Source organism: Actinomadura rubrisoli (genome assembly GCF_004349215.1).
In the GTDB taxonomy this organism is placed as follows: Bacteria; Actinomycetota; Actinomycetes; order Streptosporangiales; family Streptosporangiaceae; genus Spirillospora; species Spirillospora rubrisoli.
In genome coordinates, this window is the sequence record NZ_SMKU01000039.1 from 13,541 (window position 1) to 26,986 (window position 13,446).

Here is a 13,446-nt window from a genome sequence, read left to right on the forward strand (position 1 = left end):
CGCCGGGCCTCGCGGCGGGATTCTCCGGGCGCCTGCCTACCTGTACACCGCGAGTCTGATGGCCTCCAGCCGCTTACCAGCGCCCGTCATACCGATGGTGATGTTGTTGGGGGCCTCTCTGACGGGCATCCAGTCATAGTCTTGGACATGGGCCTGCCCCCACACCGTATCCGCCCAGTTATCGGTGAGCTCAAGGTAGAACGCTTCCATAGGCCGGTTCTGTCCTTCCGTGCCCACGTAGACCGAGCCCTGGCCGTTACTGCACCTTTTCTCCTGCCAGTCCAAGTCCCGTATGTGGGCTTTGGCGCAGAATCGCCCCACTCCCGTCACCGCGACATTCACGGCTTCGATGGCTAGGCCCCGCCCGATAGTGCCGGTCGGCTCACCGTGACAGACCGACTCCTGCCAGCCCTTGGTGGCGACGTGGGCCCGGTAGCACACGAGGGGGGCGGCGGCCGCCCCTGGTCCGCGCCTGGCGATCTCGGCCTTCAGCGCCTGCTCCGCCGTCGCCCCCTTCCCGTACGTCCTCGGACCGGCGGACGGCGTGGTCGCCGCGGGCGGCGTGGCCGCGGCAGGCGGCCGATCCTCGGCCGTTCCCGTTCCCGTCAGGGCCGTGAAGCCGAGGAGACCTCCGGTGGACAGTGCGACCAGCGCCTTGCCGCTCGTGCGAATGAGTCCGTTCACAGATCCTCCTGCTGATCTCGCTTGAAGATCACTGTGCTCGGCGGGGGCGCGGCCGGGCAAGATCCCACGGACCCACCTTGGCCGGGCGGCGGTAGTGCCCAGGAACCAGCGGCATTCACACGCCACCAACGAAACTAAGGGGAGCTTCCAGCGACCCTCCGGGCGGTCTACCTTTCGGCTGCCGCGCGCTGACCGCCCGGAGGGACTAGCTTGATCATTCTGGACGCAGGACGGACCGCCGGCACAGGCACCCGTAAGTCGCCGGCCGCGCGGTCCCACGGCGCCGGGGGGAACGGTGCTTCCCCGGAATGGGCCGCCCTTGGCATTCCCTGTTGCGAGAGCACGGATATGAGGGCCCTCGCGGGTGGCTTTAACGCCCTCTGATCAAGTGGTACACCCCCGCCCTGCGGTGGGGTGCTACATCCGGGGGGCGACGTAGCGTTGTCGCAGGGCGGGGGCGGTCTATGGGGGTTCGTTCATGAGACGTCCTGACGGACACGCAGGCATCCGGCGATGGTCACGGCTGCCCAGCCGATAGGTCTCCATGCGGCTCTGTAGAGCCGCAAGACGCAGGTAGGCGTGCGGGTGGTGTGCGAGGGTGGCCTTCGTCTCGGCGTCCGATGGGATCGGGGCGTCGTCGATCATCCCGCGTGGCGCCTAGCTCTGTATTGCCAGTCTTGCCCATACGATCTTTCCCCTTCCTACTGGGTTACGGAACGCGCCGAAGCCGCGGGTGGCCAAGGCGGCGATAATGAGGTATCCACGACCGCGCTCACTGCTGCTGTCTTCTGGCCGCACGATGGGCAGGTCACGGCATTCGTCCCACATGCGGAACTCGATGCAGGTCGGGAAACGATGGATCCATAGTCCGATCGACTTCCCAGGCGTCCACTCGATTGCGTTCGCCGCAATTTCCCCCACGATAGACGTTGCATCGTCCTCGGCCGGCGTGCCGTTCATGCCCCAGGCTTCGAACGCCTGACCCACCAGATCGCGGGCGAGATGGGCGTTTTCCTTATAGCCATGAAACCCGACAAAGTACAGATTTGGGATGCTTAGGACTGTGTCAGTCGCGGGTTTCATGGGTGGCCCTTCGTCGATTGCTCTGGTGCCAGCTTGCTAACGCGCAGTACGCTTGTCTTCTTTCGGTAAAGAACTTCAAGCTTAAGGATCTTGAATGGCGAAGGCGGACACGCTTGATCCAGACAACAACCCGTGGCACTGGCTAGCCGCTGACCTGCGAGTGTGGCGCCTTGAACGCAACCTGTCACAGACCCAGCTAGCCGAGATATTGGAGGTTGATGGTTCTACGGTTTCGAATTACGAATCGGCTACCACAAAGCTCCCTCTGGACAAGGCCGAAATTCTTGACCGGCTTTGGAGGACTCGGGGACACTTCGCCCGGATTCGGCGGTATGCCGAGTCGGCCCATGATCCAAACTGGTTCGACGCGTACACGCGCTACGAACGCCAGGCCAGCACCGTCAAGCCATATTCCGCGCTCGCATTGCATGGCTTGTTGCAGACTCCCGCATATGCTCGTGCCTTGCTCGTGGGCGGTCAGGTCGTGGACGACATCGACCGCGCGGTGGAAGAGCGCATTGCTCGGCAAGAGATCCTCGTCGAGGATCCGCCTCCGAATCTGTGGGTTCTGATCAAGGAATCCGTCCTCTGGGATCCGGTTGGTGGACCCGAGGTCATGCACGCCCAACTCGCTCATCTGTTGGGCCTGAGCCACAAGCGGAACACTATGATCCGAGTGGTTCCGAGGTCCCTCGGCGCCCATCCCGGCATCGATGGATCATTTACGCTGCTCACGACTTCCAAGGGTGAACATGCCTGGTCCGAGGCTGTTGCAGGAGGTCGACTGGTCTCTGATCCGGCGAAGCTCCCCGAGTACCGTGTACGTTACGAGCGAATCGGGGCTGACGCCCTGTCGCGAGACTCCACACGGAGTCTGATCACTAAGGTGATGGAGGCCATGCAGTGAGCGAAATCGTGTGGCGCAAGTCCAGCCGCAGCGGTACCGGCGGTACCGGCGGTCAGGAGTGCGTAGAGGTCGCGGCCCTGTCAGGTGTGGTGGGCGTACGTGACAGCAAGACCCCTGATCTCGGACACCTCAATCTCTCCCCGGCGAGCTTCGCCCAGCTCGTCAGCCGCATCAAGGCGGACGACCTCAACGCCTAACCGGCCCAAGCCTGTGGCCTCGTTCCCCTGGAACGGGGCCGTTGGCATGTCCAGCACGGGAGGCTGCAACGCGGCACGGTTGCCCGGCCGCACCAGAGGGATTCCGACTGACGCCCCACGGGCACGACGTCCACGGCGCGCCGCGCCCGGCGGTTCCGGCGCTCTCTGCGCCGGGACCGCCGGGACGGTGATGGCCTAGGCGACGCTCTGTGCGATGGCCGGTGCCGGGACGGGCGGGGACTGGCGCGCGCTCGTCCAGCGGACGAGCGACGCGCCGACCGACATGCCGCCGCCGAACCCGGCCAGCAGGACCAGGTCGCCGGGGCCGATCGAGCCGCGGCGGTACGCGGCGTCCAGCGTGATCGGGATCGACGCCGCCCCGGTGTTGCCGTACCGGTCGACGGTCAGGTGGGTGTGCGCGGCGGTCAGCCCGAGGGTCGGCACGAGGTCGGCGAGCATCGCGCCGTTCGCCTGGTGCGGGATGAAGTGCCGTACCTCGTCGGCCCGCACCCGCCCGCGCCGCAGCAGCTCCCGGACGGCGCCGGGCAACTGCTCGCGCACGAAGTCCCGCACGCCCCGCCCGTCCATCGTGAAGAAGTGCCGGCCCTGCTCCAGCGTGCTCTCCGACGCCGGAAGGCGGCTCCCGCCCGCCGGGACCTGGATGAGGGAGTGCAGGTCGCCCCGGCTCATCAGCAGCGCGTCGGCCAGCCCGGCCCCGTTGGACACCGGGCCGAGCACGACCGCGCCCGCGCCGTCGCCGAAGAGCGCCGCCGTCCTGCGGTCGGAGTAGTCGAGGATGCGCGAGTAGATGTCGACGCCGACGACCACACCGTAACCGCCGCCGCCGTCGCCGCGCAGCAGCCGCTCGGTCACCATTAACGCGTACACGAAGCCGCTGCACACGGCGTTCATGTCGAAGGCGCCCGCGCTCTCGGCACCGATCAGGTGCTGCACGATGCTCGCGGTCGCGGGCTGGGGATGGTCGGGCGTGGACGTGGCGACGACCACGTAGTCCACCTGCGCCGGCGACAGCCCGGCCTGGTCCAGTGCCCGCAGGGCGGCGGTCGCCGCGAGGTCGGAGGACGCTTCGTGCGTGGCGGCCCGCCGCCGTTCGGCGATGCCGGTCTTGCGGACGATCCACTCGGCCGACACTCCGGCCGAACCTGCGATCTCGTCGTTGCCGACGACGCGCGCGGGCAGATAGGAGCCCGTGCTGAGAATGCCTATGCAAACCATTGAAGGGGTCACTCCAGTTCTTGGGTTGGCCGTACGTCAGACCGGCCGCCGCGCGGGAGCGGTCCCGGGGCGCAGCCTGCGCCATTCCCCGAGGACCGCGCGTTCCATCAGGACCGGGTCGTCACCGACCACGACCGGGTCGCCCACGGCCTCCAGGAAAGGGAGGTCGGTGGCGTGGTCGCCGTAGGCGCTGCACCGGGCCAGGTCCAGGTCGCGGACCGCCGCGGTGGCCCGGGCCGCCCGGCCCTTGGCGACGCCGATCAGCGGGGTGAGCACCTCGCCCGTCAGCGTGCCGCGCCGGACGACCGGCCGGGTGCCGAGCGCCCAGCAGCGGCCGCCCAGCGCGTCGGCGATCGGGTCGAGGCAGGCGAAGAACGAGCCGGACAGCAGGACGGTGAGCGCCCCTTCCGCCTGGTGCCGCCGGTACTCGCGCAGCGTCTCGGGCAGGAAGGGCGAGCCGCTGACCGACTCGTAGTCGAACCAGGAGGCGCCCGCCTGGGCCAGCCGCCGCGCGTCCTGCCCGGCGAACAGCCGGTAGTACCGCCGGTTGACCTCGGCCCGCGGCACCCTCGCCGCCGCGGCGTGCAGCTCGCCTGTCAGGCGCTCGTAGGTGCCGGCGGGCTCGCCCCGCTGTTCCAGGAAGTAGCGCAGGAAGCGGAACATGCTCTTGAAGCGGACGAGTGTCTCGTCCACGTCGAAGAACGCGGCCGCTGCCGGGGCGGGCGCGCGCGTGCTCATCGGCAGTGGACCCCCGTGAGCACGCAGCCGACCGAGCAGATCGACCGGCCGGTCTGCCGGACGTCGACGTCCGAGATCACCGAGTACAGCGGCGTCGGCGTCGAGTCGTCCGCGCCGCTCCCGATCTCCCCGGGTCCGGCGGCGGTGTAGGTGATGCCGTCCTCAGGATCGGCGGACCCCGTCACCGGCGCGCTGATGGAGGAGTGCAGGGTGATGTCGCGCTCCAGTTCGCCGAACGCGCTGAACGTGGCGGTCAGCTCGGTGAGGTAGGTCTTGACCGCCGAGAGGCCGCGGACCTCCAGGGCGCCGTAGTGCACGACCTGGCGGGCCGCCTCTGCGAGCACCATGCCCGGGACGTGGTCCTGGGGGTGGTCGAACAGGCTCGGGTGGTTGGCCGTTAGCCGCAGCAGCGCGCTCGCCCCGGAGTGTTCCGCCCTGCCGTTGAGAAGCACGACGTTCTCGGGGGAGGCCCGGCCGACCAGGTGGGGAGCGACCGGTGTGCCGGGGCTCTGCACGGGCAGGACCGACGTCGACCGGAGCGGCCCGCCGTCACGGTCGCGGTACCGCATGGCCAGGTAGTCCTCCGGGGACTTGAAGCGCATGCCGATGCCGGCCGTGCCCACCTCGACCCCCGCGATCTCCAGCCGCATCGTGTAGTCGCCGCCGGTGACGCGGCCGTCGCGGATCCGGCGGCGGACCGAGACGACCATCGTCATCCGGCGGGGCTTCGCGCCGACCCTGAGCAGTTCCGGCCGGTCGATCCGGATCGACAGGCGGGTCAGGACGAACTTGTGGTCGAGCGGCACGTCGTAGTGCAGGTGCGCGCCGAGGATCGCCCCCTGACGGCAGGCCTCCAGCAGCAGCATCGGATCGTAGGTGGCGGGGCTGAGCAGGTGGTCGCCGTAGTAGGCGTGGGAGCGGGGCAGGAACGCGGCCACGGCATAGGTGTCCTCGTCGAGCCGGCGGCTGTCGGTCAGGAATACCTCGGCGAGCGATTCACGGTGCACCAGCGTCCTGTCAATGGTGCGCGCGAATTCGAGCTCGGTCGTGTGCGGGCTGATTTTCGTTGTTGCCATGGTGTCATCCTCTCCAATCGACCATGGTGACGGCATCAGCTATCGAATGATCTTGCCGGATAAGGCTATTGAGTTATCGAAGGGCTTGTCAACGGAATTGCATCCAGAGAGTCGCCGTTTTTGAATGGTCAATAAAATGGGTCGCCAAAATGCCCGGTCCGCGGGGAATGGCGGCTCTCCGGGCGAGGCGTGAATGCTGGATCAGGCGCGGCCCCCGGCCGAGGTGGATCCCCTGGTCCTCGGGCGGGGACCGCCGGGCCCGGCCCGCCCGAGTTCGATCGTGTGCAGTGAAGCGATCCTTTCCGGCGCGCGGGTCGCGCCGTCCTCTTCATTCGCGGCCGGCGGCCATCGGGATGAGCGGGAACCGACGTGGATCAGGCACGGCTCGGCGTTGCCGCGGCCTCGGACCGGCCGGAGGGCGTCGGGGCTTCACGGTCGTTCGATGTTCTGGCGGCGCCGGGCGCGCCGCGCGCTTTCATGGCACGCCGGAGTTCAGCGGCGGACGTGCCGTCGCGCCGGGCCTTCGGCATGCGGCTCAGCGGCGTGCGCCTTTTCGCTGGGACCGGCGCGGGGGAGCACAAGCAGGCTGTGGAAATGGGCACGACCAGGGGCGGGACTCGTCGGCTGTGCGATGCGTCCCGCCCGCGGGTCGGCCGGTGATGGGGATGCGCTATCAGGGGTAGACGTCGCCCGGAAGCCTGCGGTCGGTGCCGACCGTCCGGATGTGCCAATAGGGGTAGGGGGCCGGGGTCTCGCTGACCTTGTCGAGGTGCTCGACCTCGTCCGTGGTCAGCGTCCAGTCCATGGCGTTCAGGTTGTCCTCAAGCTGGCTCGGCTTGCTGGCGCCGACCACCGCCGAGGTGATGCCGGGCTTGGCCAGCACCCAGTTGAGCGCGACCTGGGGCACCGTCACCCCGCGCTCGCCGGCGATGTCGGCGAGCGCGTCGACGATGTCGTAGGCCTGCTCCTCATCGGTCAGCGGCGCGGACTCGGCGGCGGTCGCGTTGGAGAGGCGGCTGCCTTCCGGACGGCCCTCGCCGCGCTTGTACTTGCCGGTGAGGAAGCCGCCGGCCAGCGGCGACCAGACCGTGATGCCGACGTTCTGGTCCACGCCCAACGGGACGATCTCGCGCTCCAGCTCGCGGGCGGCGAGATTGTAGTAGCCCTGGTAGCACACGACCCGGGCCAAGTTGCGGCGTTCGGACACCGACAGCGCCTTCATCAGGTGCCAGGCCGCGAAGTTGGACACGCCGAGGTAGCGGACCTTGCCCGACCTGACCAGGTCGTCCAGCGCCCGCAGGGTCTCCTCCAGCGAGGTGCGCGGGTCGAAGCCGTGCAGGTGGTAGATGTCGATGTAGTCGGTGTTCAGGCGGCGCAGGCTGCTGTCCACCGCGGCGAAGAGGTGGTGCCGCGACGAGCCGAGGTCATTCGGGTCGTCGGTGATCCGCCAGCGCCCCTTCGTCCCGATGACGACCCGGTCCCGCACGTTCTTCAGCGCGACGCCGAGGAACTGCTCGCCCATCCCGTTCTTGTAGACGTCGGCGGTGTCGAAGAAGTTGACGCCCGCGTCGAGCGCGGTGTTCACCAGCCGGAAGACCTCTTGCTCCTCGACCGTTCCGAACTCGGCCCAGTCCCTGTCGGGGGCCCCTAGGAACGGGGCGTTGCCGCCGAAGTTGAATGAGCCGTAGCAGAGCTCTGACACCATCAGGCCGGTGTCGCCCATGTAGCGGTACCTCATTGCGGTTCCTTCCCTTGTTGCGGATCCGTGGATGCGGAGTCGTCCAGCTCTCGGTCGCGGATCACCGCGTAGGTCGTGATGGCGCCCAGCAGGGCGAGCACGGCCAGCACCAGGAACACGGTGTGCATCGCGGAGGTGAGGCCGTGCGCGGCGGCGTCCAGCGCGAATTCCCGCCGGTCGGCGGGCACGGCGTCGAGCGCTCCCTCGATGCGGCCCTGGGTGGCCTCTCCGGCCAGGGCCCGCGCGTTCCCCGAAAGCGCGGGAGCGCGGTCGTTCAGGTCACGCAGGGTGAGGCTCGCCAGCAGGGCGGCGGCGCCCGCGATGGCGACCGACTCGCCGGTGATGCGCATCGTGTTGAAGATCCCGGAGGCCATGCCGGCGCGTTCGACCGGCGCGACGCTCACCGCCGCGTTGTCCATGACGCCGAACGCGCTGCCCACGCCGATGCCGAAGACCAGCAGCGGACCGGCGAGCTCCGCCCACGACGAGTCGGGCCGCAGGGTCATCAGCCAGAGGGAGCCGGCGGCGATCAGCGTCGAGGAGGCGGCGAGCATCACGCGCAGCGGGACCTTGGCGGCGATACGCCCGGCCACCAGGGGCACGAGGAAGACCGGCACGGTCAGCGGGAGCAGCAGCGCCCCGGCCTCGGTCGCCGAGTGCCCGCCGGCGCCCTGGAAGTAGGGCGGCAGGTACACCAGCAGCACCACGAAGCCGAAGGTGATCGTGAACGGCTGGCACACCACGACGATGAACGTCGGACGGCGGAACAGCGACAGGTCGAACATCGGGTGCGCCACCCGCAGCTCGACGACCGCGAACGCGGCCATCAGCGCGACCGAGCCCGCCAGCGCGCCGAGCGTGGGCAGGGTGACCCAGCCGCTTTCGGGCCCCTCCACGAACGTCAGGGCGAGCAGGCCCAGGCTGCCGCTGAAGGTGGCCGCGCCGCCCCAGTCGACCTTGGTGGCGGCGGGGTTGCGGGACTCGGGGATGAAGCGGGCCAGCGCGAGCACGACCAGGCCGATCACCACGTTGACGAAGAAGACCGCGCGCCAGCTCCCCGCGCTCACCAGGGCGCCCGCCGTGAGCGGTCCGAGCGCCAGCCCGCAGCCGAACGAGCCGCCGAGCACGCCGAACGCCTGTGCCCTGGCGGGCCCCTGGAACGAGGCGGCCAGGATCGCGGCGCCGCTGGTCAGCACGCCCGCCGCGCCGATGCCCTGGACGGCCCGCGCGATGTCGATGAGCAGCATGCTCGACGCCACCGTGCAGACCACCGACATGAGGCAGAAGACCATCAGGCCGCTCAGCAGCACCCGGCGGCGTCCGAAGCGGTCGGCGAGCCCGCCCGCGGCCAGCAGGCAGGCGGCGAAGGTGACGCCGTAGGCGTTCTGGACCCATTGGGCCGCGGCCACGCTGGAGCCGAGGTCGGCGGCCATGTCCGAAAGGGCGACGGCCGGGCCCGTCACGGTGAGCGGGAGCGTGATGCTCGCGAGGGCGATGGCGGCCAGGGTGGGAACGGCGTGCACCCGTTCCTGCGGTCTGGGTTTGAGAATTTCAGTTTCCGTGCCGGCAGACATACGGCCAGAGCGCCTCTCTATGAGGACGAACTACCATCAGTTGCCGACAGACTATAAGCTCTCTTACAGTCGGGGTGCAAGCCAGCGCAGGGTGAATACCCGATGTGGGGATAGCCTTCAGCCGTATGTGAACGAGCTCAAGTTCATGCGGTATTCGGACCGCCGAGTCGCGCTAAATGATAAGTTGCCTGATCGAGATATGGCCTCGTATCGTGAGGGCCGGTCACGGGAGGCGGGTCGCGGCGTGCCGCTGACGCGCGGTTCCGGCGGATGGCGTTCCGGGAGAGGGAGCGCGATCCGTGTGAAGGGCACCGGGGCGGCACCGGCTCACTCCGGTGCCGCCCCGGGCCGTCAACGCGGAACCTCGTGCCGGGTCGCGGCGAGCCGTTCACTCCGGGGTATGAGCGAACGGCTCGCCGCAGGCCGGGCAGGCGGCCCGGGGCTCAGTAGCGGTCGCCGACGACGTGGTCGGCGATCGGGTCCAGTGCCCTGAGATCCGCGTCGGTGAGACGCAGGTCGGCCGCGGCGAGGTTCTCCTCCAGATGGATCAGGCGCCTGGTGCCCGGAATCGGCACGATGTCCTCGCTGAGCGCGAGCACCCAGGCCAGCGCCACCTGGGCCTTCGTGGCGCTCCGCGCCCGGGCGACGTCGTCGATGGCCGCGAGGATGCGCTGGTTCCGCGCGATCGTCTCGGCCTGGAAACGCGGGTTGCCCCGGCGCCAGTCATCGGCCTCCAGCTGGTCGGCCTTGGTCAGCGCGCCGGTGAGGTAGCCGCGGCCGAGTGGCGAGTAGGCGATGAACGCCGCGTTGTGCTCCCGGCACCAGGGCACCACCTTGTCCAGCTGGTCCCGGCTCCACAGTGACAACTCGCTCTGCACGGTGGCGACCGGGTGGACGGCGTGCGCGGCGGCGAGCTGGTCCACCGTCGCCTCGGACATGCCGATGTGGCGCACCATGCCCGCGGTGACGAGCTCGGCCATGGCGCCCCAGCTGTCCTCGACGGGGACGTCCGGGTCCACCCGGTGGAGCTGGTAGAGGTCGATGACCTCGGTGCCGAGCCGCTGGAGCGAATGCTCCGCGGCGGCCCGGATGTGGTCGGGGCGGCCGCTCGGCACGATCGCGCCGTCCCGCACCACCAGCCCGCACTTGCTGGCGAGCACCACCTCGTCGCGGCGGGCGCGCAGGGCGCGGCCGACCAGCTTCTCGTTGGTGAACGGGCCGTAGACGTCGGCGGTGTCGATGAGCGTGACGCCCTTGTCGATGGCCGCGCCGATGACGCGGATCGACTCCTCGTCATCGCGCTTGGCCGGACTGTAGGCGAAGCTCATCCCCATGCACCCGAGGCCGATGGCCCCTACGGCCAGTCCGGTCGATCCGAGAGTCCTCTGCTGCACGGTTGGTCATCCCTTCTTGGCGAGCGTCGATCCGCTGAGTGAGATGGAGCCGCCATTGATCGTCCCGTTGGCGGTGACGCCGGTCTTGTCATTGAGCGTCAGCGTCGAGCCGCTGACGGTGTACTTGCCGGCGTAGGCGGCCTTCTGGCCGTTGTAGTCCTCGACGAACGTGCCGTCGGCGTTGAGCACCAGGCGCAGCCCGCCGTCGTCGCTCGCCCAGGTGCCCACCACGCTCGGCGCCGCGGGCTTCGCGCCCCCGGCGGAGGCCGTCGCCGAGGGCGCGGCCGATGAGGACACGGCGGACGGGGCCGCCGCCCGGGCATCGTCCCCATCGCTCGAACACGCCGCGGTGGCGAGTAAGGCGGTGACGAGCGCGGCGCCGGCACCGGCGCCGAGAGAGAGGTTCCTGGACACGTCGGTCTCCTTTTCGATGGGTTCAGGTCAGCCGCCGGTCATCTCCAGGAGCCCCTCCATGCCGTCGCTCCGGTGCCCTCCGACCGAGCAGAAGAACGTGTAACGGCCGGGGGTGAGCCCGGTGACCAGCGCGCGGGTCTCGCCCTTGGTGATCACGCGGGTGCGGCCGACCACCCGGCCGTCGCGTTCGAGCACCATGTCGTGCGGGATCCCCGAGTCGTTCTGGAAGGCCAGCAGGATCTTGCCGCCGGAGGCGGTGTGCCGGTCGTGGTCGAAGGCGTGCGAGCCGTCGCTCCGCGCGGCGAGCCGGAACACCGGCGCGCCGGCCGCGGCGGCCGGGTCGCCCGCGCCCTCGGGCCCGAGCGTGACCGCACCGCCGCCCGTCCCGTGGCCGTGCGTCCCCGCGCCGTCCGGTGTCCCGGCGCAACTGGACGCGACCAGGGCGATGGCGCACAGCGACACGCCGATCGCGCCCGCGACGCTGATCTTGGAGTTCATCGCCGTACCTCTCCTCGGCGCCGGTGAGGGGAAGCGGCGCGATGCCGCCTGACCATTTCCATCATGTGGGCCGCGGTGACGGGTGCCCAGGGTTCTGCTTTTCCTGGGTTCCCGCTTCCTAGGACTGGCGTGACCACCTTCCGGGCGTGCGGATTCTTGTCGCCGCGCCGCGACGATGTTTAGACTAAGGCGACTATTCGAGACCTTATGCCCATCCGTGGACGTATGATCATAAAGTTCTGGCGTTCGGGGCATGGCCCGCGCAGGGAGGTTCGGCTCTTTGAGATCCGAGACGAGTTCTGTGACTTCGATGACTTCCGTGCCCGGCGCGGACGAGCCCGGCGACGTGCTCGTGGTCGGCGCGGGGCCGACCGGGCTGATGGCCGCCTGCGAATTGCTGCGGCGCGGCGTCCGGGTGCGGCTGATCGACCGGGCGCCCGCCGCCTCGCCCTTTCCCAAGGCACTGCTGCTCTGGCCGCGCAGCCTGGATCTGCTGGCCGACCTGGGCGCGCTCGGCGCCGCCCGCGAGGCGGGCCTTCAGATCAACGCCTTCGACTACTACTCCGCGGGCCGGCCGCTCGCGACGTTCGACTTCCCGGGCGATCTCGCCCCGCTCTGCCTCCCGCAGAGCGAGACCGAGCGGGTGCTGACCGGCGCCCTCCACGCGCTGGGCGGGACCATCGAACGCGGCGTGCGGCTGCTCGCCTTCGACGGGCTGGACTACTCGGGCGAGGTGACCGCGACCGAGTCGGTCACCTCGATCCTCGAACACCCCGCGGACGGCCGGGTCGAACGTGTCCGGCACCGGTTCGTCATCGGGGCGGACGGAGCCGGGAGCGCCGTCCGCGCGCAGATGGGCACGGCCTTCACCGGCGCCACCTACGAGAACGCGTTCGCGCTCGTCGACGCGCATATCGAAGGCGAGCTTCCGCCGGACCGGGCCCTGTACTACCAGTCGCCCGCCGGGGCGCTGGTCGTGGTCGCGCTGCCCAAGGGGGTGTACCGCTTCTTCTCCAGCCTTCCGCCGGGGCAGCGGGTGAGCGTTCCGCTGCTGCAGCGCATCGTCGACGAGCAGGGGCCGTCGGGCGTGAAGCTGGTCGATCCGGTATGGGAGGCGGTCTTCCGGGTCCACCGGCGGCACGCCGCCGACTTCCAGCTCGGCCGCGTGTTCATCGCCGGTGACGCCGCGCACGTGCACAGCCCGGCGGGCGGGCAGGGGCTCAACACCGGTCTCCAGGACGCGCACAACCTCGCATGGAAGATCGCGGCGGTGCTCCACGGCGAGGCCCCGCCCGGCCTGCTCTCCACCTACGAGCCCGAACGCAAGGCGGTGGCGCGCCGCGTCGTCCGGGACACCGACATCCAGACGCGCGGCTGGATGCTCAAGCACCCGCTCCAGGTCGCCGCGCGCGACACCGCGTTCCGCCTGCTGGACCGATCCGGCGTGATGGCGCGGCACTACGTCCCCGTCATGGCCGGACGCCGGCTCGCCTATCCGCAGGCGCGCGCCGGGCAGGAGCCGTCAGAGCGGTCGGGCTGCCGGTTGGCGCGCGGATGCCTGCCGGGAGGCGGCCTGCGCATCGGCGGGGTCTTCCCTCGCGAGGACGCGGCGACGGAGCCGGCAGGGTGGACGCTGGTCGCGGTCTCGCGGGGCGACTCGGCGTGGCGTGGCGCGTTGGAGGAAGTCGTGGCGCCGTGGCCCCAGGTTCATCTCGACGAACGGTCCGGCGCGCGCGCGTGGGCGTGTGCACGGCCATCCTACTTCCTCGTACGGCCGGACGGGCACCTCGCGGCCCACGGCCACGAGGGGGATCTCGACCGATTGCGAGCGGAGTTGTGTGCGACGCTCGCCGGAACGGACGCTCATGCCTCTTATCAGAATCAGACACCGTAGTAGTATCTTGTCT

General features: G+C 69.7%; 13 protein-coding genes. 3 read left to right on the forward strand and 10 right to left on the reverse strand.

Going from position 1 to position 13,446, the window contains the following annotated elements:
- Positions 1–36: 36 nt before the first annotated feature.
- Both E1298_RS10735 and E1298_RS10740 read right to left on the reverse strand, forming a co-directional pair.
- Positions 37–684 carry a polysaccharide deacetylase gene (locus E1298_RS10735; protein WP_131891886.1) on the reverse strand — a complete coding sequence of 216 codons (648 nt, stop codon included), beginning with the start codon at positions 682–684 and terminating at the stop codon, positions 37–39.
- A 657-nt stretch (positions 685–1,341) separates the two neighbouring features.
- Positions 1,342–1,767, reverse strand: coding sequence for an ATP-binding protein (locus E1298_RS10740; RefSeq protein ID WP_131891888.1), 426 nt, complete (start codon positions 1,765–1,767; stop codon positions 1,342–1,344).
- 94 nt (positions 1,768–1,861) lie between these two features.
- Between E1298_RS10740 and E1298_RS10745 the strand changes: the two genes are divergently transcribed.
- Both E1298_RS10745 and E1298_RS10750 read left to right on the forward strand, forming a co-directional pair.
- Complete coding sequence (locus E1298_RS10745; protein ID WP_131891890.1) at positions 1,862–2,674, forward strand: helix-turn-helix domain-containing protein; 813 nt, start codon at positions 1,862–1,864, stop codon at positions 2,672–2,674.
- Positions 2,671–2,871 carry a DUF397 domain-containing protein gene (locus E1298_RS10750; protein WP_131891892.1) on the forward strand — a complete coding sequence of 67 codons (201 nt, stop codon included), beginning with the start codon at positions 2,671–2,673 and terminating at the stop codon, positions 2,869–2,871. Before E1298_RS10745 ends, E1298_RS10750 begins: the two co-directional genes overlap by 4 nt.
- Positions 2,872–3,066: 195 nt before the next feature.
- Here E1298_RS10750 and E1298_RS10755 read toward each other — a convergent pair whose 3' ends face one another.
- From E1298_RS10755 to E1298_RS10790, 8 genes are all read right to left on the reverse strand, one after another.
- The gene (locus E1298_RS10755; RefSeq protein ID WP_131891894.1) at positions 3,067–4,107 is read right to left on the reverse strand and encodes a 3-oxoacyl-ACP synthase III family protein; all 1,041 of its coding nucleotides are present in this window, start codon (positions 4,105–4,107) and stop codon (positions 3,067–3,069) included.
- A 36-nt stretch (positions 4,108–4,143) separates the two neighbouring features.
- Positions 4,144–4,845, reverse strand: coding sequence for an HAD family hydrolase (locus E1298_RS10760; protein WP_131891896.1), 702 nt, complete (start codon positions 4,843–4,845; stop codon positions 4,144–4,146).
- On the reverse strand, positions 4,842–5,921 hold the full coding sequence (locus E1298_RS10765; protein ID WP_165975408.1) for a ScbA/BarX family gamma-butyrolactone biosynthesis protein: 1,080 nt from the start codon (positions 5,919–5,921) through the stop codon (positions 4,842–4,844). The genes E1298_RS10760 and E1298_RS10765 overlap by 4 nt, the downstream gene beginning before the upstream one ends.
- Positions 5,922–6,594: 673 nt before the next feature.
- Complete coding sequence (locus E1298_RS10770) at positions 6,595–7,659, reverse strand: aldo/keto reductase (protein ID WP_131891900.1); 1,065 nt, start codon at positions 7,657–7,659, stop codon at positions 6,595–6,597.
- Positions 7,656–9,182 (reverse strand): MFS transporter, encoded by a 1,527-nt coding sequence (locus E1298_RS10775; RefSeq protein ID WP_243725505.1) that lies wholly within the window; start codon positions 9,180–9,182, stop codon positions 7,656–7,658. The genes E1298_RS10770 and E1298_RS10775 overlap by 4 nt, the downstream gene beginning before the upstream one ends.
- A gap of 494 nt (positions 9,183–9,676) precedes the next feature.
- Positions 9,677–10,627, reverse strand: a complete 951-nt coding sequence (locus E1298_RS10780; RefSeq protein WP_131891902.1) for an aldo/keto reductase — start codon at positions 10,625–10,627, stop codon at positions 9,677–9,679.
- Positions 10,628–10,633: 6 nt separating this feature from the next.
- The gene (locus E1298_RS10785; protein WP_165975409.1) at positions 10,634–11,041 is read right to left on the reverse strand and encodes an Atu4866 domain-containing protein; all 408 of its coding nucleotides are present in this window, start codon (positions 11,039–11,041) and stop codon (positions 10,634–10,636) included.
- Positions 11,042–11,068: 27 nt separating this feature from the next.
- Positions 11,069–11,539 carry a plastocyanin/azurin family copper-binding protein gene (locus E1298_RS10790; protein WP_131891906.1) on the reverse strand — a complete coding sequence of 157 codons (471 nt, stop codon included), beginning with the start codon at positions 11,537–11,539 and terminating at the stop codon, positions 11,069–11,071.
- A 310-nt stretch (positions 11,540–11,849) separates the two neighbouring features.
- On the opposite strand from E1298_RS10790, the gene E1298_RS10795 reads away from it, so the two are divergent.
- Positions 11,850–13,433 carry an FAD-dependent monooxygenase gene (locus E1298_RS10795; RefSeq protein ID WP_131891908.1) on the forward strand — a complete coding sequence of 528 codons (1,584 nt, stop codon included), beginning with the start codon at positions 11,850–11,852 and terminating at the stop codon, positions 13,431–13,433.
- Positions 13,434–13,446 lie beyond the last annotated feature (13 nt).

Bases quoted from the DNA above. Each gene is read 5' to 3' on its own strand.
- E1298_RS10740 (WP_131891888.1), bottom strand. From the start codon at position 1,767: ATGAAACCCGCGACTGACACAGTCCTAAGCATCCCAAATCTGTACTTT.
- E1298_RS10745 (WP_131891890.1), top strand. From the start codon at position 1,862: ATGGCGAAGGCGGACACGCTTGATCCAGACAACAACCCGTGGCACTGG.
- E1298_RS10755 (WP_131891894.1), bottom strand. From the start codon at position 4,107: ATGGTTTGCATAGGCATTCTCAGCACGGGCTCCTATCTGCCCGCGCGC.
- E1298_RS10760 (WP_131891896.1), bottom strand. From the start codon at position 4,845: ATGAGCACGCGCGCGCCCGCCCCGGCAGCGGCCGCGTTCTTCGACGTG.
- E1298_RS10765 (WP_165975408.1), bottom strand. From the start codon at position 5,921: ATGGCAACAACGAAAATCAGCCCGCACACGACCGAGCTCGAATTCGCG.
- E1298_RS10770 (WP_131891900.1), bottom strand. From the start codon at position 7,659: ATGAGGTACCGCTACATGGGCGACACCGGCCTGATGGTGTCAGAGCTC.
- E1298_RS10790 (WP_131891906.1), bottom strand. From the start codon at position 11,539: ATGAACTCCAAGATCAGCGTCGCGGGCGCGATCGGCGTGTCGCTGTGC.
- E1298_RS10795 (WP_131891908.1), top strand. From the start codon at position 11,850: ATGACTTCCGTGCCCGGCGCGGACGAGCCCGGCGACGTGCTCGTGGTC.